This window comes from Streptomyces sp. NPDC015345 (assembly GCF_043078805.1).
In the GTDB taxonomy this organism is placed as follows: Bacteria; Actinomycetota; Actinomycetes; order Streptomycetales; family Streptomycetaceae; genus Streptomyces.
Map to the genome: position 1 here is coordinate 963,624 of NZ_JBIBTX010000003.1, position 26,224 is coordinate 989,847.

General features: G+C 71.1%; 26 protein-coding genes. 5 read left to right on the top strand and 21 right to left on the bottom strand.

Features of this window, described 5'->3' with window-relative positions:
• Positions 1-25 precede the first annotated feature (25 nt).
• Genes ACF062_RS16800 through ACF062_RS16815 form a run of 4 tightly spaced genes read right to left on the bottom strand, consistent with a single transcriptional unit; the run spans position 26 to position 3,017 of the window.
• Complete coding sequence (locus ACF062_RS16800; protein ID WP_392138709.1) at positions 26-1,348, bottom strand: NADH-quinone oxidoreductase subunit D; 1,323 nt, start codon at positions 1,346-1,348, stop codon at positions 26-28.
• Positions 1,348-2,085: an NADH-quinone oxidoreductase subunit C gene (locus tag ACF062_RS16805; protein WP_392138711.1), complete on the bottom strand. Its 738-nt coding sequence runs from the start codon at positions 2,083-2,085 to the stop codon at positions 1,348-1,350. Before ACF062_RS16805 ends, ACF062_RS16800 begins: the two co-directional genes overlap by 1 nt.
• Positions 2,082-2,636, bottom strand: a complete 555-nt coding sequence (locus ACF062_RS16810) for an NADH-quinone oxidoreductase subunit B family protein (protein ID WP_031035164.1) — start codon at positions 2,634-2,636, stop codon at positions 2,082-2,084. Before ACF062_RS16810 ends, ACF062_RS16805 begins: the two co-directional genes overlap by 4 nt.
• A 21-nt stretch (positions 2,637-2,657) precedes the next feature.
• A complete protein-coding gene (locus ACF062_RS16815) occupies positions 2,658-3,017 on the bottom strand; it encodes an NADH-quinone oxidoreductase subunit A (RefSeq protein ID WP_003992243.1) in 360 nt (119 codons plus the stop codon).
• An 830-nt stretch (positions 3,018-3,847) separates the two neighbouring features.
• Here ACF062_RS16815 and ACF062_RS16820 point away from each other — a divergent pair.
• Entirely contained in the window at positions 3,848-4,675 is an 828-nt protein-coding gene (locus ACF062_RS16820) for a C40 family peptidase (protein ID WP_223776137.1), read from the top strand.
• 101 nt (positions 4,676-4,776) lie between these two features.
• On the opposite strand, the gene ACF062_RS16825 is transcribed toward ACF062_RS16820, so the two are convergent.
• Positions 4,777-5,106: a putative quinol monooxygenase gene (locus tag ACF062_RS16825; RefSeq protein ID WP_392138713.1), complete on the bottom strand. Its 330-nt coding sequence runs from the start codon at positions 5,104-5,106 to the stop codon at positions 4,777-4,779.
• Between the two features lie 104 nt (positions 5,107-5,210).
• Entirely contained in the window at positions 5,211-6,497 is a 1,287-nt protein-coding gene (locus tag ACF062_RS16830) for a geranylgeranyl reductase family protein (protein ID WP_223776135.1), read from the bottom strand.
• Positions 6,498-6,594: 97 nt separating this feature from the next.
• Here ACF062_RS16830 and ACF062_RS16835 point away from each other — a divergent pair, with 97 nt between their 5' ends.
• Positions 6,595-7,137 (top strand): GNAT family N-acetyltransferase, encoded by a 543-nt coding sequence (locus ACF062_RS16835; RefSeq protein WP_392138715.1) that lies wholly within the window; start codon positions 6,595-6,597, stop codon positions 7,135-7,137.
• Positions 7,138-7,182: 45 nt separating this feature from the next.
• Here ACF062_RS16835 and ACF062_RS16840 read toward each other — a convergent pair whose 3' ends face one another.
• The 6 genes from ACF062_RS16840 to ACF062_RS16865 all read right to left on the bottom strand — a co-directional run bounded on the left by ACF062_RS16840 (position 7,183) and on the right by ACF062_RS16865 (position 16,359).
• Complete coding sequence (locus ACF062_RS16840) at positions 7,183-9,669, bottom strand: zinc-ribbon domain-containing protein (protein ID WP_392138717.1); 2,487 nt, start codon at positions 9,667-9,669, stop codon at positions 7,183-7,185.
• Between the two features lie 134 nt (positions 9,670-9,803).
• Positions 9,804-10,499, bottom strand: a complete 696-nt coding sequence (locus ACF062_RS16845; RefSeq protein ID WP_392138719.1) for a demethylmenaquinone methyltransferase — start codon at positions 10,497-10,499, stop codon at positions 9,804-9,806.
• Positions 10,500-10,693: 194 nt separating this feature from the next.
• The gene (locus tag ACF062_RS16850) at positions 10,694-11,293 is read right to left on the bottom strand and encodes a hypothetical protein (protein WP_392138721.1); all 600 of its coding nucleotides are present in this window, start codon (positions 11,291-11,293) and stop codon (positions 10,694-10,696) included.
• Between the two features lie 7 nt (positions 11,294-11,300).
• Complete coding sequence (mqnC, locus tag ACF062_RS16855) at positions 11,301-12,515, bottom strand: cyclic dehypoxanthinyl futalosine synthase (RefSeq protein ID WP_223776130.1); 1,215 nt, start codon at positions 12,513-12,515, stop codon at positions 11,301-11,303.
• Between the two features lie 71 nt (positions 12,516-12,586).
• A complete protein-coding gene (locus tag ACF062_RS16860) occupies positions 12,587-13,327 on the bottom strand; it encodes a prepilin peptidase (protein WP_392138722.1) in 741 nt (246 codons plus the stop codon).
• Entirely contained in the window at positions 13,324-16,359 is a 3,036-nt protein-coding gene (locus tag ACF062_RS16865) for a BTAD domain-containing putative transcriptional regulator (protein WP_392138724.1), read from the bottom strand. Before ACF062_RS16865 ends, ACF062_RS16860 begins: the two co-directional genes overlap by 4 nt.
• Before the next feature lie 226 nt (positions 16,360-16,585).
• Here ACF062_RS16865 and ACF062_RS16870 point away from each other — a divergent pair, with 226 nt between their 5' ends.
• On the top strand, positions 16,586-16,972 hold the full coding sequence (locus ACF062_RS16870; protein ID WP_392138726.1) for a hypothetical protein: 387 nt from the start codon (positions 16,586-16,588) through the stop codon (positions 16,970-16,972).
• Between the two features lie 11 nt (positions 16,973-16,983).
• Here the strand turns inward: ACF062_RS16870 and ACF062_RS16875 are convergent, their stop codons facing one another.
• The 9 genes from ACF062_RS16875 to ACF062_RS16915 form a co-directional block, all read right to left on the bottom strand.
• The gene (locus ACF062_RS16875) at positions 16,984-17,448 is read right to left on the bottom strand and encodes a pilus assembly protein TadG-related protein (RefSeq protein ID WP_356577981.1); all 465 of its coding nucleotides are present in this window, start codon (positions 17,446-17,448) and stop codon (positions 16,984-16,986) included.
• Positions 17,445-17,903 carry a TadE/TadG family type IV pilus assembly protein gene (locus tag ACF062_RS16880; RefSeq protein ID WP_392138728.1) on the bottom strand — a complete coding sequence of 153 codons (459 nt, stop codon included), beginning with the start codon at positions 17,901-17,903 and terminating at the stop codon, positions 17,445-17,447. The genes ACF062_RS16875 and ACF062_RS16880 overlap by 4 nt, the downstream gene beginning before the upstream one ends.
• Positions 17,903-18,355 carry a TadE family protein gene (locus ACF062_RS16885; RefSeq protein ID WP_392138730.1) on the bottom strand — a complete coding sequence of 151 codons (453 nt, stop codon included), beginning with the start codon at positions 18,353-18,355 and terminating at the stop codon, positions 17,903-17,905. Before ACF062_RS16885 ends, ACF062_RS16880 begins: the two co-directional genes overlap by 1 nt.
• Positions 18,356-18,387: 32 nt before the next feature.
• Complete coding sequence (locus tag ACF062_RS16890) at positions 18,388-18,639, bottom strand: hypothetical protein (RefSeq protein ID WP_392138732.1); 252 nt, start codon at positions 18,637-18,639, stop codon at positions 18,388-18,390.
• 64 nt (positions 18,640-18,703) lie between these two features.
• Positions 18,704-19,633 carry a type II secretion system F family protein gene (locus ACF062_RS16895; protein ID WP_392138734.1) on the bottom strand — a complete coding sequence of 310 codons (930 nt, stop codon included), beginning with the start codon at positions 19,631-19,633 and terminating at the stop codon, positions 18,704-18,706.
• Positions 19,630-20,655 (bottom strand): type II secretion system F family protein, encoded by a 1,026-nt coding sequence (locus tag ACF062_RS16900; protein WP_392138736.1) that lies wholly within the window; start codon positions 20,653-20,655, stop codon positions 19,630-19,632. Before ACF062_RS16900 ends, ACF062_RS16895 begins: the two co-directional genes overlap by 4 nt.
• Positions 20,656-20,662: 7 nt before the next feature.
• Positions 20,663-21,973 carry a CpaF family protein gene (locus ACF062_RS16905; RefSeq protein ID WP_392138738.1) on the bottom strand — a complete coding sequence of 437 codons (1,311 nt, stop codon included), beginning with the start codon at positions 21,971-21,973 and terminating at the stop codon, positions 20,663-20,665.
• Positions 21,970-22,839, bottom strand: a complete 870-nt coding sequence (locus ACF062_RS16910; protein ID WP_392138739.1) for a hypothetical protein — start codon at positions 22,837-22,839, stop codon at positions 21,970-21,972. The genes ACF062_RS16905 and ACF062_RS16910 overlap by 4 nt, the downstream gene beginning before the upstream one ends.
• Positions 22,840-22,856: 17 nt before the next feature.
• The gene (locus tag ACF062_RS16915; protein ID WP_392138741.1) at positions 22,857-23,585 is read right to left on the bottom strand and encodes a hypothetical protein; all 729 of its coding nucleotides are present in this window, start codon (positions 23,583-23,585) and stop codon (positions 22,857-22,859) included.
• A gap of 482 nt (positions 23,586-24,067) precedes the next feature.
• Between ACF062_RS16915 and ACF062_RS16920 the strand changes: the two genes are divergently transcribed.
• Positions 24,068-25,039, top strand: coding sequence for a hypothetical protein (locus ACF062_RS16920; protein WP_392138742.1), 972 nt, complete (start codon positions 24,068-24,070; stop codon positions 25,037-25,039).
• A gap of 209 nt (positions 25,040-25,248) precedes the next feature.
• Positions 25,249-26,124 carry a S1 family peptidase gene (locus tag ACF062_RS16925; RefSeq protein ID WP_392138744.1) on the top strand — a complete coding sequence of 292 codons (876 nt, stop codon included), beginning with the start codon at positions 25,249-25,251 and terminating at the stop codon, positions 26,122-26,124.
• Positions 26,125-26,224 lie beyond the last annotated feature (100 nt).

Consider the following 26,224-nt stretch of genomic DNA (forward strand, 5'->3'; position numbering starts at 1 on the left):
GCGGCCTTCTCTGAAGGAGTGGCGGTCACCGGTCGACGCCTCCCATCACGGGGTCGATGGACGCGACGGCGACGATGACGTCGGCGACCTGGCCGCCCTCGCACATCGCCGCCATGGCCTGGAGATTGGTGAAGGACGGATCGCGGAAGTGGACCCGGTAGGGGCGGGTGCCGCCGTCGGAGACGACATGCACGCCCAGTTCGCCCTTGGGTGACTCGACCGCGGTGTACGCCTGTCCGGCCGGCACCCGGAAGCCCTCGGTCACCAGCTTGAAGTGGTGGATCAGGGCCTCCATGGAGGTACCCATGATCTTCTTGATGTGGTCGAGGGAGTTGCCGAGCCCGTCCGGGCCGAGCGCCAGCTGTGCCGGCCAGGCGATCTTCTTGTCGGCGACCATGACCGGGCCCGGCCGCAGCCGGTCCAGGCACTGCTCGACGATGCGCAGCGACTGGCGCATCTCTTCGAGGCGGATCAGGAAGCGGCCGTAGGAGTCGCAGGTGTCCGCGGTCGGGATGTCGAACTCGTAGTTCTCGTAGCCGCAGTAGGGCTGGGACTTGCGCAGGTCGTGCGGGAGGCCGGCCGAGCGCAGGACCGGACCGGTGGCGCCGAGCGCCATGCAGCCGGCGAGGTCGAGATAGCCGACGTCCTGCATACGGGCCTTGAAGATGGGGTTCCCGGTGGCGAGCTTGTCGTACTCGGGAAGGTTCTTCTTCATCTTCTTCACGAACTCGCGGATCTGGTCCACCGCGCCCGGCGGCAGGTCCTGGGCGAGTCCGCCGGGCCGGATGTACGCGTGGTTCATCCGCAGGCCGGTGATGAGTTCGTAGATGTCGAGAATGAGTTCACGATCACGGAAGCCGTAGATCATGATCGTGGTCGCGCCGAGCTCCATGCCGCCGGTGGCGATGCACACCAGGTGCGAGGAGAGGCGGTTGAGCTCCATGAGGAGCACGCGGATGACCGAGGCGCGGTCGGGCATCTGGTCCTCGATGCCGAGGAGTTTCTCGACCCCGAGGCAGTACGCCGTCTCGTTGAAGAACGGCGTCAGGTAGTCCATCCGCGTGACGAACGTCGTGCCCTGCGTCCACGTGCGGTATTCGAGGTTCTTCTCGATGCCCGTGTGCAGATAGCCGATGCCGCAGCGGGCCTCGGAGACGGTCTCGCCCTCGATCTCCAGGATGAGGCGGAGCACGCCGTGCGTGGAGGGGTGCTGGGGCCCCATGTTGACGATGATGCGCTCGTCGTCGGCCTTGGCCGCGGACTGGACGACTTCGTCCCAGTCGCCGCCCGTGACCGTATATACGGTCCCCTCGGTCGTCTCCCGAGCGGAAGCATGTGAAGCAGACATCAGCTGTACGACCTCCGCTGGTCCGGAGCCGGGATCTGGGCGCCCTTGTACTCGACGGGGATGCCGCCGAGGGGGTAGTCCTTGCGCTGCGGGAAGCCCTGCCAGTCGTCCGGCATCATGATCCGCGTCAGGGCCGGGTGACCGTCGAAGATCAGCCCGAAGAAGTCGTACGTCTCGCGCTCGTGCCAGTCGTTCGTCGGATAGACGGAGACCAGTGAGGGGACGTGCGGATCGGCGTCGGGGGCGCTGACTTCGAGCCGGATCAGCCGGTTGTGGGTGATCGAGCGCAGGTGGTAGACGGCGTGCAGCTCGCGGCCCTTGTCCTCCAGGAAGTGCACGCCGGAGACGCCCGTGCAGAGCTCGAAGCGCAGGGCCGGGTCGTCGCGCAGCGTCTGGGCGACGCGGACGAGGTGTTCGCGCGCGATGTGGAAGGTCAGCTCGCCGCGGTCGACGACCGTCTTCTCGATCGCGTTCTCCGGGAGCAGGCCCTGTTCCTCCAGGGCCCCTTCCAGTTCGTCCGCGACTTCGTCGAACCAGCCGCCGTAGGGGCGCGCGGAGGCGCCGGGCAACGCGATGGTCCGGACGAGCCCGCCGTAGCCGGAGGTGTCCCCGCCGTTCTCGGCGCCGAACATGCCCTTGCGTACGCGGATGACGTCGCCGGCCGCCTCGCGAGGGACGGGCACGCCGTTGCCTTTGCCGTTCAGGTTCTCGCTCTGCGAGTCGTGCGTGTCGCTCACCGGAGCAGCCCCTTCATCTCGATGGTGGGGAGCGCCTTCAGGGCCGCTTCCTCCGCCTCGCGGGCCGCTTCTTCCGCGTTCACGCCGAGTTTGGAGCCCTGAATCTTCTGGTGGAGCTTGAGAATCGCGTCCATCAGCATCTCGGGCCGCGGCGGGCAACCAGGCAAATAGATGTCAACAGGGACGACATGGTCTACACCCTGCACAATCGCGTAATTGTTGAACATCCCACCCGATGATGCGCAAACTCCCATGGAGATCACCCACTTGGGGTTGGGCATCTGGTCGTAGACCTGTCGCAGCACCGGCGCCATCTTCTGGCTCACCCGGCCGGCCACGATCATCAGATCCGCCTGGCGCGGTGAGCCGCGGAAGACCTCCATGCCGAAGCGCGCCAGGTCGTACCGCCCCGCACCCGTCGTCATCATCTCGATGGCGCAGCACGCGAGGCCGAACGTGGCGGGGAAGACGGATGACTTGCGCACCCAGCCCGCGGCTTGTTCGACGGTGGTCAGCAGAAAACCGCTCGGCAGTTTCTCTTCGAGTCCCATGCTCTTTGGCCCCTCAGACCTTTAGTCCCATTCCAGGCCGCCGCGCCGCCATACGTACGCGTACGCGACGAAGACGGTGAGCACGAAGAGCAGCATCTCCACGAGCCCGAAAATCCCCAGCGCGTCGAAGGTGACGGCCCAGGGGTAGAGGAAGACGATCTCGATGTCGAAGACGATGAAGAGCATCGCCGTCAGGTAGTACTTGATGGGGAATCGCCCACCACCGGCCGGCGTCGGCGTCGGCTCGATACCGCACTCATAGGCCTCTAGCTTCGCGCGGTTGTACCGCTTTGGACCGATAAGCGTGGCCATGACCACGGAGAAGATCGCAAAGCCTGCCCCGAGGGCTCCCAGCACGAGGATGGGCGCATAGGCGTTCACGCTCCTCGCTCCTCTCAGTCGGCACTGACTGTTGGCGGTTACGTCGGACGAGCCCCGGCTCCCGTTGAAGATCGCTTACATGTGAAGCAGGTCACAAGCCCAACTGCCCCGCATCTTATGCCCGGCGGTCTGTGATCTGCGACACGGGGTGCGACAACGGCTTTGTGATCTCCACCACCTGACGAAGGATCATGAAGTCGGATGAGCGGTGATCTTCGTACGCGAAGCGCCTGAGTGATCACCAGAGGTGACATCTCGGCGCGTCACCGCTGGTCGAAGGGTTGGCGCTCTATCAAGATGTGGCCACCGCAAGCAAATTGGCGCTGGACCGGATTACTTGATAAAGGCGCCCCGTTCACACTTTGGCGGCAGAGATGTGGACAGGTGTGGACGCGTGCACCGATTCACGAGCGCGGTCGGCGCGTCGCGAGCGCACCCGGTCGGCGGCGTCCGCGGGGCGACGTGCCCCCGAGGGGCCCGGAAATGGTTCGGGATCCGCCTGAAGGGCAGCCGAAAAGTACGGGAGATCTCAGGGAGGTCTCAGCGAGATCTCAGGGAGATCCCCGAGGGGACCCCTGTGACCTGCATCACACCCACCCCGCCCCCCAATCAACCGGGCTTGGCCAACTGCCTCAACCGGTGGTAGTCCGCGGGCAATTCGGGCGTATCTCAGAAAACCCATGATCACAGGCGTGATCGGCCGTGTCCGCATTGCCCGTTACGGCGTCAATAAAGAGCGACACGCCCGGGATTCATGCCGCGGAACGGCAACTGTGGCGCACCACACGTTTCTTGAAGGGAACCGTGAGTCCCTGATAGCGGTTGTTCTCATGTCCCACACCGCTCACATACCCAGCCACCGGAAGCCCCGTCGCAGCGCCTCCAAGATCGCCCTGCGGGCCGGAGTTGCCGGTGGCGTCCTCAGCACCCTGGCAGTGGCCGCGGCGGCCGGTACGGCGAACGCGGCCGAGCCGGTGTCCGAGACCATCGAAATGCCCACCCTGACCGCTGATCTGTCCGCTCAGATCGCGCAGTCGGCGGACGCCACCCAGCAGGCCGCCGACTCCTACGAGTCGCGCGCCGAGCAGGACGCCGCCGCCGCCAAGGCCGCCAAGCAGGCCAAGGAAGACCAGGCGAAGGCCGAGAAGAAGGCCGAGGCCGAGCGCAAGGCGAAGGCCGCCGCGGCCAAGAAGGCCGAGGAGGAGCGCGCCTCCCGTGCCACCGAGCGCACGACGCTCTCCACCCAGTCGACGTCCGGTTCCGGCGCCACCGCCTCCGCCTCCGACTCGGTCGCCCCGGCCAGCGGCAGCGTCGGCACGGTCATCAGCTTCCTCAAGGCGCAGCTCGGCGACGCCTACGTGATGGGTGCCTCGGGCCCGAACGCCTGGGACTGCTCCAGCCTCGTGCAGGCCGCGTTCAAGCAGGCGGGCGTGGACCTTCCGCGCGTCTCGCAGGACCAGTCGGTCGCCGGCACGCCGGTCTCGCTCTCCAACATCCAGGTGGGCGACATCCTTTACTGGGGTGGCGCCGGCTCCGCGTACCACGTCGGTGTGTACATCGGTAACGGCCAGTACCTGGACGCCGCCAACCCCAGCAAGGGCGTTGTCATCCAGGACCTGTCGGGTTACCCGGCCTCGGGCGCCGTGCGCGTCCTCTGACGGCCCCTTAGAGCGACGTACCAAGGGCCGGAACCCCCGGGTGGGGTTCCGGCCCTTGGCGTGCCCTCAGACGGCCGTACAGCCGTTCCAGAGGCGAACGGCTAGTTGCTCTTCGGCGACAGCTCCGCCATCCGCGACCAGTCGTCGCCCTCGATCTCCGTGTTGATGATCCGCGGGACCTCGGCGATGGCCTCGGCCATCGTCTCCATGCCGGCCTTGAAGTGGTCGGAGTTCACGTGCGCGGCGCCCGCCTCGGGCGAGGCGAACGCCTCCAGGAGCACGAACTGGTTCGGGTCGTCGACGCTGCGCGACCACTCGTAGAAGAGGTTGCCGGGCTCGGCGCGCGTGGCCCGGGTGAACTCGGCGGTCCGCTCCAGCCAGGTGTCGGCGTGCTCGGGGCGGACGGTGAACTTGACGGCGATGAAAATCATGGGGCCAGCGTGCCTCGTGTCCGACACTACGGCCAAATCAGACCTTGCGGACGCGGACGGCTCCGCTCTCCGCACCGCGCCCCTCCCCGCGCCGAGCCCCGGTCTCACGCCTTCGGCGCCACCTTGCTCAGGCCGTTGATGATGCGGTCCATCGCGTCGCCGCCCGTCGGGTCGGTGAGGTTCGCCAGCATCTTCAGCGTGAACTTCATCAGGATGGGGTGGGTCAGACCGCGCTGTGTCGCGATCTTCATGACCTTCGGGTTGCCGATGAGCTTCACGAAGGCGCGGCCCAGCGTGTAGTAGCCGCCGTAGACGTCCTTGAGGGTCTGCGGGTAGTTCTGGAGCGCCCGTTCCCGCTGGGCGGGGGTGGCACGCGCGTGTGCCTGCACGATGACGTCGGCCGCGATCTGGCCGGACTCCATGGCGTACGCGATGCCCTCGCCGTTGAACGGGTTGACCAGACCGCCCGCGTCACCCACCAGGAGCAGGCCCTTGGTGTAGTGCGGCTGGCGGTTGAAGGCCATCGGCAGGGCGGCGCCGCGGATGGGCATCGTCATGTTCTCCGGGGTGTACCCCCAGTCCTCCGGCATCGAGGCGCACCACGCCTTGAGGACCTCGCGCCAGTCGAGCTCGCGGAAGGCCTTGGAGGAGTTGAGGATGCCGAGGCCGACGTTGGAGGTGCCGTCGCCCATGCCGAAGATCCAGCCGTAGCCGGGCAGGAGCCGGTCCTCGCCGGGTCCGCGGCGGTCCCACAGCTCCAGCCAGGACTCCAGGTAGTCGTCGTCGTGGCGGGGCGAGGTGAAGTACGTCCGCACGGCCACGCCCATCGGCCGGTCCTCGCGGCGGTGCAGGCCCATGGCGAGCGAGATCCGTGAGGAGTTGCCGTCGGCCGCGACGACCAGCGGGGCGTGGAAGGTGACCGGGGTCTTCTCCTCGCCGAGCTTGGCGTGCACGCCGGTGATGCGGCCGGTGCGGTCGTCGATGACCGGCTCCCCCACGTTGCACCGCTCGTACAGCCGCGCGCCCGCCTTCTGCGCCTGCCGGGCGAGCTGCTCGTCGAAGTCGTCGCGCTTCCGTACGAGGCCGTAGTCGGGGTAGGAGGCGAGTTCGGGCCAGTCCAGTTGGAGCCGCATGCCGCCGCCGATGATGCGCAGGCCCTTGTTCCGCAGCCAGCCCGCCTCTTCGGAGATGTCGATGCCCATGGACACGAGCTGCTTGGTGGCGCGCGGGGTGAGCCCGTCGCCGCAGACCTTCTCGCGCGGGAAGGCGGTCTTCTCCAGGAGGAGGACGTCGAGTCCGGCCTTCGCCAGGTAGTACGCCGTCGTCGAACCGGCGGGCCCGGCTCCGACGACGATGACGTCCGCTGAGTGTTCGGAGAGGGGCTCGGTCACGGCGGGTTCTCCCCAGGGCTCGAAATCTATGTGCCGACCGGCACGGGATATGGGCAGTCTATGAGGCGGTACTCACCAGCCAGCCGAAGGGCCACTTGTGACCGAGCAGACCGAGACCCTGCCCGCCTTGCACCTCCCCGAGGTGCGGCTGCGCGTCCCCACCCATGAGGACGCCTTCGCCTGGCACCGGCTCTTCCGCGACCGCGAGGTGATGGAGTTCCTCGGGGGCGTGCCCGCGGAGCTGTCCGTGTACGAGGAGCTGACCGCGCGGCAGCGCAGACACGACGCCGAACTGGGGTTCTGTTTCTGGACCTTGCTGGACGGGACCGGGGAGCCGGTCGGCTTCGCGGGCGCCCAGCCCTGGACCCGCCCGTGGGGCCCGACCGGCGAGATCGAGATCGGCTGGCGGCTGGAGCGCGCGGCCTGGGGCAAGGGGTACGCGACCGCCGCCGCCCACGCCACGCTGGAGCGGCTGCGGGCGGCGGGAGTACCGAGCGTGGTGGCGATGGTCGCCGCCGGGAACGAACGCTCCGTCGCGGTGGCCCGGCGGCTCGGCATGGAGCTCGGCGAGACGTTCACGGTGCCGGGGGCGGGCGAGGAGGAGCGGCGCGTGGCGTACTGCTTCCGGCTCGCCCTGTAGAGCGCGCGGGGACCCTGCGGGTGACGGGTCCCCCGCTCCCTTGCCTCAGTCCGTGAGCTGCCAGGTCTTCAGCGCGGTCCGGTGCGTCTTCGCGCCCTCGCCCGCGGGCCAGAAGTCCTCGCGCCAGGAGAGCTGGATGGCGTACTCGGTGCCGTCCTCGGCGATGTAGCTCTGGTTGACGGCGTGGATCGTGCGGTCCGCCTCGTCGGTGTACGTGTACTCCCAGATCGCGCCGTCCTGCCCCTGGAAGGTGTTCCGCTCCATCCGGATCCGCTGGTAGTCCGACTTGTCCGGGGCGGACTTGGTGTGCTTCTCGATGTTCGTGAAGTTCTCGTACGAGGTGTAGGGCGCGTCCCTCACGACGCCGACGAGGAACTCCTCCCGCCCGGTCGACCCCGCGTACGTGATCTGCCCGGGCCGCTCCGGGTCCACGGACTGCCGCGTCCATCCCTCGGGGACGGCGAAGGAGAACCCCTCGGAGTCCGTCACCCGCTCGGAGCCCTCGGGGACTTCCGTCCCGTCCTCGTCGGCGGCTCCGGGGTCCGTGCCGTCGCTCTTCTCCGGGCTCGGTGTGGTCGGCGCGGCGGACGGGCCGGGCTCCTGGCTCGGCTCCTCGGAGGCGGAGGGCTTGTCGTCCTTGCCGACGGCGGCGGCCTTGTCCGCCTTCTCCTCTTTGGCTGTCTTGTCGTCGTGGTTGTCCTGCCAGACCAGCACGCCGGCCGTCGCGCCACCGCCGATGAGGAAGGCCCCGGCGAGCGTGGCCACCCAGACTCCGGCCCGGCCGCGCGGCTTGGCGGCGGGGGGCTGCGGGGCGGGCTGGACGGCGTGGGGGCCGTACGTGTGGACGGGCGTGCCGGGGGCGGGCGTGCCCGGGGCGGGAGGCGTGGCGGGGCCGGTGGGTGCCGAGTGGGTGACCAGCGCGGCGGCTTCGGAGGCGGACGTTCCGGCCGGGGCCCCCGGAACCGGCGGCACCGCCGGTGCGTACGCGGGCACCGCGGGGGCGCCGCTCTGCCCCGCCATCCGCAGCAGGTACGGCCCGAGCAGCGCGGCGGGGAAGATCCACAGCAGTCCGAAGAGCAGCACCTCCGGGACGCTGAGCCCGATCTCCATGCCGCCGTTGCCACCGGCCCCGCCGAACCCCGACTCGCCGGTGACCGCGCCGGACGCCTCGACGCCGAGACCGCCTGCCGCGGCGAGCAGCAGGACGAGCCCGAAGAAGACGCCCGCGCACAGGAGTTGCTCTCCCCGGCTCGCGCAGCGCCGCGCGGCGAGGACGCCGAGCGTCAGCGCGCAGACGAGGCCGAGCGCCAACGCGCCCACGATCGCCCAGTCGTTGGTGACGTCGCCCAGTTCGGAGAGGCCGAAGGTCTCGCTCTCGGACCGGCCGCCGTACAGCGAGCCGCTGCCCCGCACGGAGGCCTCGGCCCCCGCGCCCCAGCTGATGCCGAGCGCCGCGACGGCGAGGTTCGGCAGGATGAGCAGCGCGACCAGGAGCGGCGAGACACCGTCGTCATCGAGGTCAGAGACCTCGGCCAGGTCGTCGACCTGCGCCAGGCTGATGAAGGCGACGACCGCGCAGAGCACGAGGACGACGGCCAGGGCCCGCAGCGCGGTGCCCACGGCCCGGAAGGCGGCCCGCACGCCGGGCCGCGCGGCGACCTGGAGCGGGTCTACGCGGTGCAGCACCCCGTAGGAGACGACGAGCGCGATGCCCAGCGCGCCGAGCGCGGCGAGCACCGGGGACGACGACAGTTCGACGCCCTCGATCTCGGGCTGCGCGAAGAGGGACAGCGCCAGGACGCCCGCGGTCGCCAGCAGCGAGACCCGCACGGCCGCTTCCAGCCCGGCCGTGCCGCCGCCCTGGTGCCCGTACCCGCGTGCGAGGAGGCGGTTGCGCAGGACGCGTACGCCGATGAGGAGCGCCACGATCCACAGCGCGGTCACGGTGAGCGGGACGATGTGCAGGGAGGCCGTTCCTTCGAGCGTGGCCGCCGAGGAGTCCGAGCCGAGGCCGCCCGAGCCCATACCGTCCGAACCCAGGCCGTCCGGCCCCGTGCCGAAGCCGTTGGAATCGCCGAAGGACGGCTGCCGCTGCTCATGGCCCGTCACATCGAAGCCGCCGCCCACCGATTGGAGGAGCAGCGCGAGGGCGATCCGCAGCCGGTCGGTGAAGCCGGCGACCGGTTCGTCACCCTGGCCGTACGACGGGATGGCGAGGGAGAGGCCGCCGATCAGGAGCAGCGCGAAGGGCCAGAGCGCGGCCTGGGCGGCTCCGGCCCAGTCGCCGCGGAACGTACGGCCGAAGAAGGCGCCGACGGGAGAGGGGGCGGTGGCCGCGGGGGCCGACGCCGGGGCCGGGGTGTAGACCGGCGGGGGCGGTGACGCGGGAGGCCGTGGTTCCGAGGGCGCCTGGGCCGGGGCGGGCGGGGTGTCCGGAACGGGTGGATCCGGGAGGCGTTCCTTCCCGCACTTCATGCAGAAGCGGGCCTCATCCGGGGCTGATGCCCCACAGTGCGGGCAGTACGACGCCATCAAACGCTCCGTCACAGTCCAGGAGTTCACCCACGAGCGGGAAGGACCGACCCTATAAGAACCGCATAAGTTCTGTCGGGGGTCGTAGCAACGGACACATCTTGGCGGGTGGCCGGTTCCCGGTCCGGCCCGGTTCAGCCCTGCTTGAAGCCTCGGTGCAGCGCCACGACGCCGCCCGTGAGGTTCCGCCAGGCCACCTTCGACCAGCCCGCGTCCTTCAGCCGCGCGGCCAGCGCGGGCTGGTCGGGCCAGGAGCGGATCGACTCGGCGAGGTAGACGTACGCGTCGGGGTTGGAGGACACGGCGCGGGCGACCGGCGGCAGGGCCCGCATCAGGTACTCGGTGTAGACGGTCCTGAACGGGGCCCAGGTCGGGCTGGAGAACTCACAGATCACGACCCGGCCGCCGGGCTTCGTCACGCGGTACAGCTCGCGCAGCGCGACGTCCGTGTCCTGGATGTTGCGCAGCCCGAAGGAGATGGTGACGGCGTCGAAGGTGTCGTCCTTGAACGGCAGCTTCGTCCCGTCGCCCGCCGTGAACGGCATCCAGGGGTGGCGCTCCTTGCCGACCCGGAGCATGCCGAGCGAGAAGTCGCAGGGCACGACGTACGCGCCGGCCTGCGCGAAGGGCTGGGAGGAGGTGGCGGTGCCTGCGGCGAGGTCCAGGACCTTCTGCGCGGGGCGCGCGTCGACGGCCTTGGCGACCTCCTTGCGCCAGAGGCGGGTCTGGCCGAGGGAGAGCACGTCGTTGGTGAGGTCGTATCGTTCCGCGACGTCGTCGAACATCGTGGCGACTTCGTGGGGCTGCTTGTCCAAGGATGCGCGGGTCACCCGGCCCATTGTGTCAGGCCGGTCTTCTCTTTTGGCGGGGGCCTTGGGTGCCGGGGGTGGGGGTGTTTCGCCTGCGGCGGGCTGATGCGCGGGGCGCTCTGCCGGGTTCGGGGGTCTGGCGGGTGCGGGTTGGTTGTGGCTTGTCGCGCAGTTCCTCGCGCCCCTTGAAAGCGCCTCCGGCGCCCCTTTAGGCCCTAGCGGGCGCGGTAGAGGAGGCGGCCGGCCAGCACTGTTGCCACGCACGTTTGCGCGCCCCGGCGCACCAGCTCCGTGCGGTCGGGTACGTCGAAGACCGCGAACCGGGCCGGGGCTCCCGGGGTCAAGGGCGGGAGCAGGATCAAGGGGGTCGGGGAGAGGGACGCGGGGCCCGGGAGCCTCGGCGGGCGTTGGCCCACCGCGAGGCCCGCCCCGCGTACGGCGTCGATGACGGGGCGGGCGCGGAGTTCGCCCGCGACGGCCACCGTGCCGTGGGCCAGCAGCCGCTGCACCCCGCGCCGCGCGCTGGCGCCGACGCGGGACGGGTCCGCGCGGAAGATCGCCCGGGCGCGCTCCCCGCCGATCGGCTCCGTGCCCAGGCGGTCGGCCTCGCGCGGATCGGGGTGGTACGTGGCCTCCAGGAGCTCGGGGCCGTACGGGTTGAGCAGCCCGGGGGTCAGGATGCCGGGCCAGCGGCGGACGCGGGCCGCCGGGTGTGCCGCCGCCAGCTCGTCGTACGGGCCGACGGCGGCGACGACCGCCCCGTCGACCAGGACCGCCGCCTCCGGAGAGTGCTCGGCGACGTGAAGGGTGAGCAACAGGGCCTCAGTTCGTGGCGAGGAGCTTCAGCTCGGGGTGTGCCGTGCCGCCCTCGATCGCGGTGGACGAGATGTGCGAGGCGACGCGGTCGTCGACCGGGTCGTTCGCCGGGTCGTCGTGCACGACGAGGTGCTCGTACGTCGTGGCGCGCTGGGCCGGCACGCGGTCCGCCGTACGGATCATCTCGATCATCTCGCGCAGGTTCGAGCGGTGCTTGGCGCCGGCCGAGGAGACCACGTTCTCCTCCAGCATCACCGAGCCGAGGTCGTCCGCGCCGTAGTGCAGCGTCAGCTGGCCCGCCTCCTTGCCGGTGGTCAGCCAGGAGCCCTGGATGTGCGCGACGTTGTCGAGGAAGATCCGCGCGATCGCGATCATTCGGATGTACTCGAAGATCGTCGCCTGCGTGCGGCCCTTGAGGTGGTTGTTCTCGGGCTGGTACGTGTACGGGATGAAGGCCCGGAACCCTCCGGTCCGGTCCTGCACGTCGCGGATCATCCGCAGGTGCTCGATGCGCTCGGCGTTCGTCTCGCCCGTGCCCATGAGCATGGTGGACGTGGACTCCACACCGAGGTTGTGCGCCGTCTCCATGATCTCCAGCCAGCGCTCGCCGCTCTCCTTGAGCGGGGCGATGGCCTTGCGCGGGCGGGCCGGGAGCAGCTCGGCGCCCGCTCCCGCGAAGGAGTCGAGGCCCGCGGCGTTGATGCGCTGGATGGCCTCCTCCACCGACACCTTGGAGATGCGGGCCATGTGCTCGACCTCGGACGCGCCGAGGGAGTGGATGACCAGCTGCGGGAAGTTCTTCTTGATGGCGGAGAAGTGCTCTTCGTAGTACTCGACGCCGTAGTCCGGGTGGTGCCCGCCCTGGAACATGATCTGGGTGCCGCCCAGCTCGACGGTCTCCGCGCAGCGGCGCAGGATGTCGTCGAGGTCGCGGCTCCAGCCCTTCTTGGTGTCCTTGGGGGCGGCGTAGAAGGCACAGAACTTGCACGCCGTCACGCAGACGTTCGTGTAGTTGATGTTGCGCTCGATGATGTACGTCGCGATGTGCTCCGTACCGGCGTAGCGCCGGCGACGGATGGCGTCGGCGGCGGCGCCGAGCGCGTGCAGCGGGGCGTCCCGGTAGAGGACGAGCGCTTCCTCGGGGGTGATCCGCCCACCTGCGGCGGCACGGTCGAGGACGGCTGTGACATCAAACGACGTGAGGTCGGCCTTCTCGGTCACCGGGACGTCCCTTTCGTAAGGGTTGTGGACAGACCAAGCCAGCGTACGCCAGCCCTTCCGGGGCCCTGACGTCAGGCGGTGTACGCCCCGAGGAGCACTCCCACGAAGGCGCCGCCGAGCAGGAAGGGCCCGAAGGGGATCGCCGTCTTGCGCCCCGCGCGGCGGGCCGCGACGAGCGCGATGCCGTACAGCGAGGCCAGCAGGAACCCGGCGAAGGTGCCGATCAGCAGCACGCCCCAGCCGTACCAGCCGAGCGCCGCCCCGAGCGCGAGGGCGAGCTTCACGTCACCGAACCCCATGCCGTTGGGGTTGATCAGAAAGAGCACGAAGTACGCCCCGGCCAGCGCCGGCGCCCCGTACAGCGCCCCGGTCCACGAGCCGCCGTGCTCGGGCAGCAGCGCGGCGCCCCCGAGCAGCGCGAGCGCGGCCCCGGCGAGCGGCAGCGTGAGGACGTCCGGCAGTCGGTGCACCCCGAAGTCGACGACGGTCAGGAGGACGCCGAAGGGGGCCAGCAGCAGCCATGCGCCGAGCTCGGGGCGGGCGCCGGTGGTGAGGGCGAGGGCGGCGCAGACGGCCGCGGTGGCCGCGGTGACCACGGCGGTGCGGGGTCCGTAACGGTGCCCGTGCCCGCACCGCGCGAGCCCGAGCCAGCCACCGAGGGGGTGCCCCTCGGGACACTCCCCTCGCCAGGTGTCGTCGGGCGGGACGGAGAGGCGGTAGGCGGCGCGGGGCACGAGGGCGCCGGTGAGGGCGCCCCAGAGCGCGCCGCCGAGGGCGAGGAGCACGAACACGACGTCCACGTCGCCCGTCATCCTGCCGCCGAGACCCCGCTGCGCCAGGCCGGAAGCAGCTCGTCCAGCAGGGCTTCCGTACGGGGCGGCAGCCCCCGCGCCCCGCTCCGTGCGAGCAGATCCGCCGCCACCTGCTGAAGCCGGGCGGAATCGTCCGTGGCGGCCGTGGCCCGCAGCAGCTCGTTCCAGAGCCGCTCGTCGCCCGGCGCGGAGCCCAGCGCGGCGTTCAACGCCTCGATCGCCTTCTGAGCCCGCCCCTTCTCCAGGTGGAACTCACAGAGGGCGAGCCCGATGTCGGCGACGAGCAACGGCAGCTGCGCGTCGATGATCTCGTGCGTGAGCCAGGCGTAGCGGCCCTGCGGCCGGTCGGCGAGGAGCGGTCCGCGTACGAGCACCAGCGCGTCGGTGAGCATCCGCCCGCGCACGGCGCGGTTGCCGGCGCCGCGCCCCTGCGTGGCCTCGTGGTAGAGCGAGCGCAGCACGTCCAGGTCCGAGACGACGGACTTGGCGAGCGTGAGCCGCCCCCGCTGGTCGGCCCGCAGCCGCGGCGATCCGTCGGGGTCGGTGCCGAGCCACTCGCGCAGCCGCTCGATGAGCGCGTCGCGCACGTCGTCGGTGACGCCGCGCGGCCACAGCGCGGAGGCAAGCACCCGGGGGTGCACCCCTTCGCGGTGCAGCAGCAGCAGGGCGAGGGCCTCGTGCATCAGCGCGCTGCGCTCGCCGTCCGGCGCTTCGAGGCCGATGATCTCGTACGTACCGACGAGGCGGGCGTAGACCGCGGGCCGCCCCTGCTCGGTGACGTCGACGAGGAACGGCGGCGCGGCGCCCGTGGGCCCGTCGCCGGGGCCCGTGGGGCCGGAGTCGCTCTCCGGGTCCGCCTCGGTGAACAGCCGGACCACGGCCCGCTGCTGGGCCTCGGGCAGCGTCTGGGCCTGGAGTTCGAGGCCGAGCAGGGGCGCGAGGAGCTTGCCCGCGCCGGTGATCTCCATCTCCCAGGCGGCGCCGGGCAGGTTCCCCGACTCCGTACCGACGAGGTAGCCGATGCCGAGGCGGCCGGCGTCGGCGGCGAGTTCGGCGAGCTTGACGGCGTCCTCACCGGTCGGTTCGGCGGCGAGCAGGACGAGGTGCGGGGCCCAGCGGGTGTGCTGGGCGGGGCCGGTGCGGCCGGTGAGCACGGAGTCGTGCCCCGCGGCGCCGAGCGCGCCGCGCCGCTGCCGCGTCTCGGCCTCCATGGTCTCCAGGAGGGCCTCGACGTCTTCGAGGTGCCGCAGCCGGTTGGGCGCGAGCGGGGTGAGGTCCTGTCCGAAGCCGACGACGGTGATGGTCATGCGGTCCGACCAGCCGTTGGTGGCGAGTTCGGCGGCGACCGAGGCGAAGACGGCGGCGCGGTCGCTCTCGGTGCCGCTCAGCGAGACGATGCCGGGCACGGACTCGAGGTTGAGGAGCAGCCGTGATTCCTCGGGGGCACCGAGGGTGCCGAGGCTGACGAGGCCCGGGTAGGGCGCGGCGGTGTCCACGTCCTCGTACCGCTCGGCGTCGGTGCGCGCCAGCACCCAGAACGTCTGGTCCTGCCCCAACTGCCAGGGCGCGGGCGGGCGTCCGGCGGGCTGGGCGAGCTGGAGGTGCAGGTCGCCGTTGGTCAGCCAGGCCGCGTACACGGTCGGCAGCTCGCGGTTCTCCGCGGCGAGGGAGGCGGCGAGACCGCGCAGGGAGAGGTCGAGCAGGCGTACGCCCTCGGGGTCGGCGCCCACGAGCAGCGCGTCGTGCGCGTCGGCGGCGTCCCCGGTCGGGGTCCGCGGCTGCATGCCGCGGCGCCCGCCGACCGCGCCCATGGCCGACTGCCACAGGGCGTGGCGGCGACGGCGGCCGAGGGCGCCGAGCAGACCGGCGGCGAGGAGGGGCGCGCCGAGGAGGGCTTCCGGCAGTCCGAAGCCGGAGCCCTCGGACTGGCCGCCGTCGGTGGCGGCGGGGCCTTCGGCGGCGGGTGTCTCGGGGGTGGCCGGGGCCTGCGGCATCGCGGACTTCTCCGGCGCGGCGGGCCGCTGCTCGGGCAGGACGATGTGCGCGGTGTCGCGGTCGACGGAGCTGCCGCCGCCCTGCTCCTGGCCGCCGCCCTGCCGCTGGTCGCCGCCGGTCTTGGAGTAGTCGGAGATCTGCTCCTTGACGTCCTCGGAGACCTTCGGGGCCTCGTCGGGCATCTCGACGAGCTCGCCACCGTGCGCGTCCGCGGGCATCTCCATGATCCAGCCGGGCCGGATGAGGCTGGCCTCGGAGAGCTTCGAACCGTCGGGCTGCTCGCGGTCCTTGTTGAGCTGGTAGATCTCCTTGTACCGGCGGCCGTCGCCCAGGTGCCGCTCGGCGATCTCCCACAGGGAGTCGTGGTGGCGGCCCTCGGGCGGCTGGATCCGGTAGTACTTCGTGTCGCCCTCCTTGGCGCCGCCGCCGCCCTCGGCGTGCGCGGCGGCCTGCTCGGCCTGCGCGGCGAGCGCGTCGGCGGCGGACGCCGCGGACTGCTGCCCCTGCCCGAAGAGGCCGGGGGTCTGCTGGGCGCTCGCGGCGGACCCGGGCTTCTGGTTCCCCTCCAGCGACTGCCCGAACTGCGAGAGCCCGGGCGCGAAGCTGGCGGCGGTGGCGCCCACCAGGAGCAGGGCGGCGACGAGCTGCCGCGCGAGCATCTGACTGCCGCCGGCGCCGGGCACCCGGCTCGGGATCCCCACGCCGGACAGCGCGGCCTTTATCTCCACGAGCACGCAGGCGGTGAACTGCGCCCAGGCGAACCAGACGACGACGGTCAGCACGTTGATGAACGTGCCGACGGTGATCTCCTGCTGCAACCAGCTCAGCGAGGGCGCCCCGCCCGGCAGCGGCCACCCCACGAACACCACGAGGGCCGCGGGCACGCCGACCAGGAGCACGGCCAACGCCACGAAGGCGAGGAAGGCCTTGACGAAGTCCCCGACGGTACGCCCGCGCCTCGGCAGGGGCTGCGGCGTCCGGTTCCGCGGCGACTGCGGGTCAGGCGGGCTCGTCGAGCGTGAGGTGGTGCGCGCCATGGCGGGTGTCCTGGTGTCCTGTGGGAGGAGTGGATGGGCAAGTGACGGGTCGGGCGGGAGTACTGAGGTGATGGTACGGAAGGCGCGTCACCCGCATCGAGGGTGCCCGTCACAGTTCCGGTACGGATCGGGTGTGCCCGCGCGGCGCTCATCGGCCATCATGGCGTGCAGCATGATGGCGGCCCGCGACGCACGGGCGGAGCGAGTTGCTCGGGGGGAGACGGACATGGGTGGCAAGGGCAAGAGCGACCTCACGATCCCGCTCACGGATCTGGAGGACTACGGCAGTCGGCTGCGCTCCATCAAGACCCGCATGAACCGCACGAAGAAGATCTTCGAGTCCTACCGCGACGACATCGGCGACGGTGGTGTCTACGACGCCCTCGACGACTTCGAGTCCAACTGGGAGGACGGCCGCGAGGACATCGGCCAGCAGCTGGACCAGCTGGCGGACCTGTCCGACGCCGTCGTACGCGAGTTCAAGAAGCTGGACGACGACCTGACGAAGGCCGTCAACGACGCGGTGAAGGTGAACGAGAGCAAAGGCGACAAGGGCGACAAGGGGGGCAAGGGCGGCAAGGGTGACGGGAAGGGCGAGGGCGGCGGCAAGTGACCGCGGCGGCCTCAGCCCACCTCGTTCTCCGCGACCGCCCTGCCCTTCACCGTCACGTCGCCGCCGTAGAACATGCCCGTGAACACAGGGCTGTAGGTCATCTGGACCTCGACCTCGACCTGCTGCGGGTTGGCCGTCACGCACTGGGTGTTGGCCACGTCCGCGCCCTTGAGGCCCGCCTCCTCGACGAAGGCCCTGACCCTGGCCGCGCAGTTCTCGTAGTTGATGGGTGCGCCCTTCGCGCCCTCGTAGATGTCCTCCAGCTCGAGGTCCTGCGCGGCGTAGCGCGCGGCCTGTTCCGCGATGTCCGCGGCGCGTTCCCGCTTGGAGATGGAGAGGCCGCCGTCGATGACGAACGCCGACAGCGTGAGGAAGACCAGCGCGAAGACGATGACGGCCCCGGCGCCCGAGCCCCGGTCGTCGAGATGTGCGCGGCGGGACGCGATCCAGTCGCGTACGACGAAACGGCGTCTCACGCCGACCTCCGGTACGGGTCCAGCGGCGAGCTGAAGGTGGCCTCCAGCGTCGTCGGGATGTCCAGGCCCAGCATGGCGAGGCCCTTGACCTCGCAGCTGACCTCGACGGTGAAGAACGGGTCGATCTTCTCGTCGAAGCCGGTGCTCTTCTGGACGACCGAGACCGGGCCCGAGCACACGTCGGCGAGGTCGGCCGCCGCGGCCTTGCGCGCCTCGGCCAGCGCCGTCCCGTGCTCCTTCTGGATCGACCCGGCGCGGGCCGCGTCGCGGGCCGCGCCGTCGATGGCCCCCCGGCCCTCGACGAGCTGGCCGAAGGCCACCAGGACCAGGATGAAGAGGATCATCACCGGGGCGAGGATCACCACTTCGACGGTCGAAAGGCCCCGGTCGTCGCGGCGGCAGCGCTCCCGCGCCGCCGTACGCGCCTTGGCCCACGCGTCCCGTACGTCCCGCATCAGCCGGCCTCCTCCACGAACCGCTCCACCGGTCCCGCGGACCGTGCGTGCACGGTCAGGTCGAGCCCCGGGAAGACCGTGGGGATCCGCGCCGTGACCTCCACGCCGACCGTGTTCTGCTCCGGCTGGACGGTCTTCACCTCCGGGCCGAGCACCAGCTTCGGGCCGAGCTGGCGGATGTACGCGTCGGCCACGTCACGGGCCTCGCCCCGCCAGCCGCCGGGGTTCTCGTCGGCCGTGGCGCGGGCCTTGCGGGCGCCCGCCTGCGCCGCGGCCTGGGCGACGTGATCGGCGAAGAAGTACAGCGCGAACTGCACCGTCGCGAAGATCATGAAGAACAGCACCGGGGTGAGCAGCACGAACTCGATCGCGGTCATGCCGGATTCGCCGCGGGCGGAGGCGGCCTCCACCCTGCGGCGTACGAATCCGCGTATGCCCGGCGTTCCCCGCATGTGCACCCCCGTCGTCCTTGGTCGGGCCGCGGTCAGCAGGTGCTGCCGGCGTCCGCGCCCTTGATGCAGTCGCTCACCTTGTCGGCGCCGCCCTTCAGCGCGGCGTTGATGACCGCGGCCACCACACCCACGATCGCCACCACGACCGCCGAGATGATGACCCACTCGACCGCGGACGCACCGCGGTCGAGTTCGCCGGAGCGGGCACGCTGCACGCGGCCCTGAAGGAAGGTGATCACGAAGTCCAGGCCCGGGTTGCCGGTGCCGAAGTTCCGTCCGTTCATGGTGAGTTGTCCTCTCAGGAGTGGTGGGGGGAAGAAGCGCCGGTCCCCGTTGTCGCCGGCGCCGCTAGACCTGGAACACGCGCATCGCCGCCGGGAAGATGAGGAAGACCAGGAACCCCGCGCACAGCAGCAGCTGCGCGACCAGCATCGACTGGGACTTCTCGCCGGCGCTGCCCTCGATCTCGGCCAGCTCGCGGTGCCGCATCGTCTCCGCGCGGGAGGCGAGGGACTCACGTACCTTCGCGCCGTCGTCCGCCACCAGCGCCAGGGACGCCGACAGGTCCTTCAGCTCCTCGACGCCCAGTTCCTCGCCGAGCAGACCGAGTGCCTGCCACTGGCTGACACCGGTGATGCGGGCGTCGGCCAGCGCGCTGCGGATGCGCTGCGTCGCCCAGCCGTCGGAGACCTCCGCCGCCGCCATGAGCGCCTCGGGCAGGCCGCGGCCGCCGGCGAGGCTCATCGACACCAGGTCCAGATAGGCGCCGATGACGCGGCGCAGATCGCGCCGCTTGTCCGCCGCGTCCCTGCGTACTTCCAGGTCGGGCAGGAAGAAGAAGAGCGCACCGAACATCAGCGCGAGCCAGACCGGGATGATCGGGCTGCGGCCGACGCCGAGCGTGTAGACGACGGCGAAGAGGAACGGGCCGAAGAAGACGCCGACCGCGGCAAGGAGCACCTTCGTCGCGAGGAACTTCTCCCAGCTGCGGTCGAGGACCGCGAGGTCGGCCCGCAGCGACCGCTGCTCCCACCCCTGCTGGAGGTAGAACTCCGCGACGCGCATGCCGACGCGGGTGCGCATCGACCCGATGCGGCCGGGCTTCTCGGTGTCCGAGGTGGCCCGGTGCGACTCGTACGCCGCGCCGCGCGCCCGCATCGCGTCGATGCGGGCGACGGTGGCGACCGCGCTGCGCTTCGACGGCATCAGGGCGCGGATGAGGGCGAACACGCCGAGGCCGAGGACCGCGCCGATCACGATCGGCGTCGTCAGGCTCATCGACGTACCCCCTCGGGAGAGTTGGTGTAGCCCGGCAGCCCCTGCTGGGACGGCTGCGGCGTCTGGTCGGTGGCGGCGGCCGGGCCCCTCGGGCGGACGAACTGCACGCCCGGCTCGTCCTTGACCAGGAAGCGGTCCGGCGTCTCCACGGTCGACAGCTTCCGCAGCCACCAGAAGCCGAGCGCGAACAGCGCGCACACCATGGCGAGCACGAGCTGCCCGACGGGCGTGCCGTACGGCTCGACGAACTCGCGGTTGAAGATGGACAGGCCGAGGACGAAGGCGACCGAGACCGCCACCACGATCTGCACCGAGCGGCGGGTCGACGCGCGCTGTGCCATGACGCGCTGGCGCATGTCGACCTCCTCACGCGCCGACTTGGCGAGCGCGCCGAGGACCTGGCGCAGGCCGGGGCCGCGCAGCTTGGAGTTGAGGATGAGCGCCGCGACGATGATGTCCGCCGAGGCGTCGTCGATCTCGTCGGCGAGGATCTGGAGGGCCTCGGGCAGCGGGGTGCGGGCGCGCAGCCGGTCGACCAGGGCGTCCAGGTGGGGGCGGAGCACCGGCGCCGCCGCACGGGCGGAGGCGGGAATGGCCTGCTCCAGGCCGACCGCGCCCGCGATGGTGTCGCGCAGCGACTCCGTCCAGGCGGCGAGGGCCTCGACCCGCTTCATCTGCGCCCGTTCCTCGGCGGCGCCGCCGAAGAGCTTGTCCCAGAAGAAGACGAGGATGCCGGCGGCGATGCCGGCCACCGCCCAGCGGGTGAGGAGCAGGACGACCAGGCCGACACCGGCCGCGAGGGAACCGCGCCGGCCGGCGAAACGAATCAGCTCGCTCGCGCGCTCGCTCGCCTTGTGCTTCTCGTGGGCGGGCTTGGCGGGCAGGCCGCGGATCGCGATGGCGAGGAGCGCGAGGCCGCCGCCCGCGGCGACACCGCAGCCCAGTGCGTACAGGACGGGCAGCGAGAAGAGGCCGCCCATGGCGCCGAGGGATCCCACGGCTTGCGAGTCCAGCGTGTTCATGTCGTGCTCACCCCCATTGCCCGGCGGGCCGGTAGCCGAACGCCGCCAGGTCGTCCATGCAGGCTATCGGCGCGTGGGCGACGACCCGTCCGTCGGGGGCCTCCGCGAAGACCTCGCTGGACAGGACGCGGCCGTCGACGCCGTTGACCTCGCGGATCGAGGTCACCATGCGCTGGAGCCTGCCGCCGGACTGGTAGTTGTTGCGCCGCTGGATGAAGACGACGAAGTTGACCGCTCCCGCGACGAGCATCTGGCTCGCCTCGATGGGCAGCCGCTCGGAGGCCTGCAACGCGTACGTGGAAATACGGTTGAACACCTCGCTGGAGCTGTTGGCGTGGATCGTGGAGAGCGAGCCGTCGTTGCCCTGCGACATCGCGTTCAGCATCGTCACGATCTCGTCGCCCAGAACCTCACCGACGATGACGCGCGAGGGGTTCATGCGCAGCGAGCGGCGCACCAGCTCCGCCATCGAGATCTCGCCCTGGCCCTCGGAGTTGGGCAGCCGCTCCTCGAACGCGACGACGTTCGGGTGCAGGTCGGCGAACTGGTCGAGGCCGAGCTCCAGGGCGCGTTCGACGGTCACCAGGCGCTCGTGCGGCGGGATCTCGTTGGCGAGGGCGCGCAGCAGCGTGGTCTTGCCGGCGTTCGTCGCGCCCGCGATCATGATGTTCTTGCGGGCGCGGACCGCGCAGGCGAGGAAGTGGCCGATCTCCGGGGTCAGCGTGCCGTTGCCGACCAGGTCCGACATGAAGACCTTGCCCATGCGGGCGCGGCGGATGGAGAGGGCGGGGCGGCGCGTGACGTCCATGACCGCCGACAGACGCGAGCCGTCGGGCAGCCGCAGGTCGAGCTGCGGGTTCGCGGAGTCGAAGGGGCGCGAGGACAGACCCGAGTACGCGCCGAGGACCTGGATGAGCTCGACGAGTTCCTCGTCGGTCTCGGCGACCGGGTCGGCCTTGGTCTCCCGGCCGTCGGCGTATCCGACGAAGACCTGGTCGCAGCCGTTGATGTCGATGTTCTCGACCTCGGGGTCGTCGAGCAGCGGCTGGAGCCGGCCGACGCCGAAGAGCGCGGCGTGCACGGCGGCCGCGTACTGCTCCTCGGTCTCCGCGTCGAGCGGGGTGCGCCCGGCGTTGATCTCCGCGCGGGCGTACTCCTCCAGGATCTGGGCGATGACGGCGCGGGCGTAGTGCCGCTCGTCCTCGCCCGACATCGGGGTGACGCCGGATATCTGGTCGAGGCGGCGCTGCTCGGCGATGCGGTCACCGGCGTCCTGCCGGAACCGCTTCACCAGTTGATGGTCGACGGGCGTACTCATCGGCCCGCTCCGGGCTGCGGCTGCGGCTGCTGGGTGATGCCGCCGGGCTGCTGCGCGACGGGGTTCGTCCAGGCGGCGCCGTACTGCTGGTACAGGTCGACGGTCACCTTGCGCGCGGAGCGGATGAGCAGCGACTTGTCGAGCCGTCCGCGCTTGCGCCCGGCCAGCTGGTCGGCGCCCGCCGGGTCGTCGGCGAGGGTGCCGACGACGCGGGCGCCGGTCTGCGCGGCCATCAGCATGTCGTTGACCTGGTGGACCAGCTTGGCCGAGGTCGACGGGTCGGTGATCAGGAGGACGCCGATGAGCGGGGTCGCGAGCGAGGCGGCGCCGCGCGAGCCGCCGTGCAGCTTGGCGGCGAGGGCCGCGGCACGGTCGCGTACGCGGGCGAGCGACTCAGGTTCGGTGCGCGAGACGAGCAGGACGAGGGCGGCCTGCGGAAAGAGTTCGACGGCCGGGGTGTCGCCGCTGACGCGCCCGCAGTCCGCGATGACGTCGGCGGGCGCGTGCGGCGAGTCGGCGAGCTGGGAGAAGGCGCGGCCGAGGGTCGGCCAGAGCCCGGCGAGACCGGCCGCCTGCTCGGCGACCCCGAGCCCGACGAGCACTTCGAGGCCGCCGCTCAAGGGCTGTACGTGGTCCCAGAGTTGGTCCGGTACGAGGCCTCGGCGCGCCGTGGCCGCGATGGACAGCATGCCGGTGTTGGGGTTGAGCGGTCCGCCGTGCGCGGCGGCGCTGCGGTAGACCAGGTCGCCGCCCGCGGGGTCGGTCTCCGCGACCAGTACGCGGCGCGGCCAGACCGCGGCGAGCGCGACGGCGGCGGTGGTGACGCCGGGCGACCCCTTGTCGGCGGCGAGAGCGATGAGCGCCATGTCTCCTCTACTCGCCTCTAGTTGCCGTTGCCGGTGACGCGTACGACGACGACCTTGCCCTCGGACGCGGCGCTCGCCAGGGCCGCGACCTCCTCCTGCGGGACGAGGAGGGTGATGTTCTGGTTGCCGGTGCTCACGGTGGCGTCGCTCTTGCTGCTGACCTTGCTCACCTTGGCGGCGGCGACGAGCGGGGTGCCGCCGCCGGAGCTGGAGCCGCCGCTGCCCGTGGAGCCCTTGCCGCTGGAGGTGCCGGAGAGGACGGGGTAGGCGGCGACGGTGTCACCGCTCTTCAGGTCGGCGGGGTACTGGCCCTCCTTGAGAGCGAGGCCGACGGAGGCCTTGCCCGCGGGCAGGGTCTCCTTGGCGCCGAACATCTCGCCGACGGCGACAGCGCCTTGGGGAATGGTGCTCTTGGCCTTCAGCTTGGTGAGGATCCCGCGCTGCTTCCACTGGACGTAGTTGATCGAGTCGTCCTCGGCGACCATCACAGAGGTGATGTTCACGCCCTCGGCGGCCGACTCGCCCGCCGGGATCTCCTTCGTCACCTTCACGACCTCGATCCGGTCACCGGCGCGCAGCACGAGCACGGTGGCGCCGAGCGCGCCGACGAGGATGAGGAGGACGGCCAGTGCGGCAAGTGCCGGTTTGCGCTCGCGAGGCGGCGCGGGAAGGCGCTCACCGACCGCCGGCTGAACCGGTGCGGAGGAACGGCTGTTGCCCGCCCCCATACGCTCCTGGATCTTCACGCAACTGCTCCCCGCACGCCCAAGAAGATTCGGTCAATTTCCGTCATTTGTGACACTCGCGACTCTCTCGCCCCGCCTCGGGCGGGCTATTCAGCCCCAGGCTCAGTGTCAAGCCATCGCACCGTATCAGCAGCACATAAGCCCCTCAAGGCGCGTTAAAGATCGCGAAGCTCACACCTCTCATCGTTATCCACGCGCAATCGGGACGGGTTGGTTGCGATGCGGTTCCTGGCCTGCGGGGCACGCTCGACATGTGCGTACGCGAAGGCGTGAACTTTGCGCAACTGGCGTCCCGCACCCGCTCGCACCTGGCCGGCGGCGACTTCCACACGGTTCCCACACGTCCCGGACCGGGCGCGGCACAGCCGTGCCATGATCCGTCGACGCGGAGGACGACGCCAAGGACGACGCCGACGGATGCCGTACCGGTTCCCGACCGCGGACTCACGTGCCCCACCACACACGACGGGAAGGAACCGACCGTGAGCACCCCTGCCGACCGCACCCCACTCCTCCCCCTCTCCCACGCAACTCTCGCCTCCGATCCGCGACTTCTCGCGGCCGTGCGCGGGATCGGCGTCCGGCGCGGCTTCGACTACACGGACGACGCGGCGACGGCGGCAATGCTGGAGGAGCGCCGGAAGGCGGTCCACCGGGCGGGCACCAGCGCTCCGGGCTGGATCGGCGCCCTGCTGATCGTCGCGGGCGTCCTCTGGCCGCTCTTCTTCCCCATGGTCCCCGCCATGTCCGGCAGACCCCCGGCCCTGCTGTTCGGTCCGGCCGTCCCCCTCCTGGCCCTCGGGTCCTGGCTCTGGGTGCTCGTGCGGCGGCGCTGGAAGCGGCAGTTGCTGCATCCGCTGCTGGCCGGGTACCGCGAGGTGATCGGTTGCGCGCGAGCACACGGGGTTCCGGTGACCCACATACCGGACTGGCTGGTGGGCCGCACGCAGAACAGCAGCGGGAAGGGGGCGGCGCCGATCCCCTCGTACCCGGAGGCGGCAGCGGCGCCCGGGCCGGGCTCCGCCGTGGCGGGTCCGGGCGGCGCTGCGAGTTCGGACGGCGCTGCGAGTTCGGACGGCGCGGCGGGTGGTCCGGCCGTCGTGGCGGTCCCGGCCAAACCTCCGGCCGTCAGCCAGTACGAGGCGGGCGCCGACGAAGGGGGCTGGCACGACGAAGCGGGCTGCCTCCTGCTGGTCGCGGGGGCGATCGGCGTGGCCTATGGCGTGACACAGGACGTCCCGGCCGGCTATCTGGCGGGCGCGCTGGTTCCGTTGGCGATCGTGACGTGGCTGGCGGGCGCCCGCCGGGGCAGGGAGAGGCAGCGGCTGCGCGAGGAGGCGACGGCGTACGTACGGGCGCTCGCGGCGGCGCAGGCGGCGGGAGCACGGGTGCCGGAATTGTCGCCTGTGTTGCGGAAGTTGCTCGCCGAGGAGACCGGGCGAGCGACGGAATGAAGACGGCATGGCGACGGAATGAACCTGCCCCGGGGAATTGCCCTCTCTCTTTCCGGCGCGAGGGTCCGACGGGATTGTTGAAGCGTTGAGCAAAGCCCGCCCAGGACAGCCTGGTCCGGACCTTTCGCGCGCAGAACAGTGCGTCGGCGGTGACCGCACACCGCACCGCATTCCGCTATTCCTGCCGTACGAAAGAGAAACAACCCCCCATGAATTCCACGAGAATCCCCACACGCAAGACCTCCATGGCCGCCGGCCTCGCCGCGACCGGCGCCGCCCTTGCGATGGTCGCCACGTCCGCCCCCGCCGCACACGCGATCATCGGCGGCACCGAAGTCCCCAACGACGCCTACCCCTTCATGACGGCCGTCTTGGACAAGGGCCCGGGCAGCGCGCTCGACCGCCAGTTCTGCGGCGCGAGCCTCGTCACGCCGGACACGGTCGTCACGGCGGCGCACTGCCTGGTCGACGACGCGGGCAAGCCGGTGAAGCCGAAGACGCTCCAGGTGGCGGTGGGCCGCACGGTCCTGTCCGCCCGGCAGGGCCAGATACGCGACATCGCCAAGGGCGGCGTCGTCGTGCACCCGCGCTACCTCAAGGGCCAGGAGGCCTACGACGTGGCGTTCCTCCAGCTGAAGAAGCCGGTGCGGGGCATCTCCCCGGTCGCGCTCCCCACGCAGGGCACGGACGCGCTGATCCGGCCGGGCCAGAAGGCGACGGTCGCGGGCTGGGGCAACACGGACACGGAGCTGCCCCACACGCCCGACCGCCTGCGCCAGGTACGGGTCCCGATCCTCTCCCACGCGGAGTGCAAGACGAGCTACAAGGAGTACGACGCCAAGGTCAACTTCTGCGCCGGCGTCGAGACCAAGGACTCCTGCCAGGGTGACAGCGGTGGCCCCATCTTCCGCAAGGTCCCCGGCCGCGAGGCCCCCATCCTGATCGGCGTCGTCTCCTACGGCGACGGCTGCGGCGCGCAGGGCGCCCCCGGCGTCTATACGTCGCTCAGCTCGTCGAAGCTGTGGAAGACGCTGGACGAGTCGCCCGCGGGCAAGAAGATCAAGCGGGCGATGAACCGGCGCTGACGGCAGATTGACGCGGGCGGGCGGCCCGGGACGGACAACCGAGTCCCGGGCCGCCCCGGGCCGAAGCGCGCGGTCGGACTCCGCAATGGGACTCCGCGAT

Coding starts and splice junctions, on each gene's coding strand:
- ACF062_RS16825 (WP_392138713.1), bottom strand. CDS start 5,106: ATGATTTTCATCGCCGTCAAGTTCACCGTCCGCCCCGAGCACGCCGAC.
- ACF062_RS16870 (WP_392138726.1), top strand. CDS start 16,586: ATGGGTGGCAAGGGCAAGAGCGACCTCACGATCCCGCTCACGGATCTG.
- ACF062_RS16840 (WP_392138717.1), bottom strand. CDS start 9,669: ATGGCGTCGTACTGCCCGCACTGTGGGGCATCAGCCCCGGATGAGGCC.
- ACF062_RS16880 (WP_392138728.1), bottom strand. CDS start 17,903: ATGCGGGACGTACGGGACGCGTGGGCCAAGGCGCGTACGGCGGCGCGG.
- ACF062_RS16910 (WP_392138739.1), bottom strand. CDS start 22,839: ATGGCGCTCATCGCTCTCGCCGCCGACAAGGGGTCGCCCGGCGTCACC.
- ACF062_RS16865 (WP_392138724.1), bottom strand. CDS start 16,359: ATGGCGCGCACCACCTCACGCTCGACGAGCCCGCCTGACCCGCAGTCG.
- ACF062_RS16895 (WP_392138734.1), bottom strand. CDS start 19,633: ATGAGCCTGACGACGCCGATCGTGATCGGCGCGGTCCTCGGCCTCGGC.
- ACF062_RS16860 (WP_392138722.1), bottom strand. CDS start 13,327: ATGACGGGCGACGTGGACGTCGTGTTCGTGCTCCTCGCCCTCGGCGGC.
- ACF062_RS16925 (WP_392138744.1), top strand. CDS start 25,249: ATGAATTCCACGAGAATCCCCACACGCAAGACCTCCATGGCCGCCGGC.
- ACF062_RS16890 (WP_392138732.1), bottom strand. CDS start 18,639: ATGAACGGACGGAACTTCGGCACCGGCAACCCGGGCCTGGACTTCGTG.
- ACF062_RS16800 (WP_392138709.1), bottom strand. CDS start 1,348: ATGTCTGCTTCACATGCTTCCGCTCGGGAGACGACCGAGGGGACCGTA.
- ACF062_RS16905 (WP_392138738.1), bottom strand. CDS start 21,973: ATGAGTACGCCCGTCGACCATCAACTGGTGAAGCGGTTCCGGCAGGAC.
- ACF062_RS16885 (WP_392138730.1), bottom strand. CDS start 18,355: ATGCGGGGAACGCCGGGCATACGCGGATTCGTACGCCGCAGGGTGGAG.
- ACF062_RS16900 (WP_392138736.1), bottom strand. CDS start 20,655: ATGAACACGCTGGACTCGCAAGCCGTGGGATCCCTCGGCGCCATGGGC.
- ACF062_RS16810 (WP_031035164.1), bottom strand. CDS start 2,636: ATGGGACTCGAAGAGAAACTGCCGAGCGGTTTTCTGCTGACCACCGTC.
- ACF062_RS16820 (WP_223776137.1), top strand. CDS start 3,848: ATGTCCCACACCGCTCACATACCCAGCCACCGGAAGCCCCGTCGCAGC.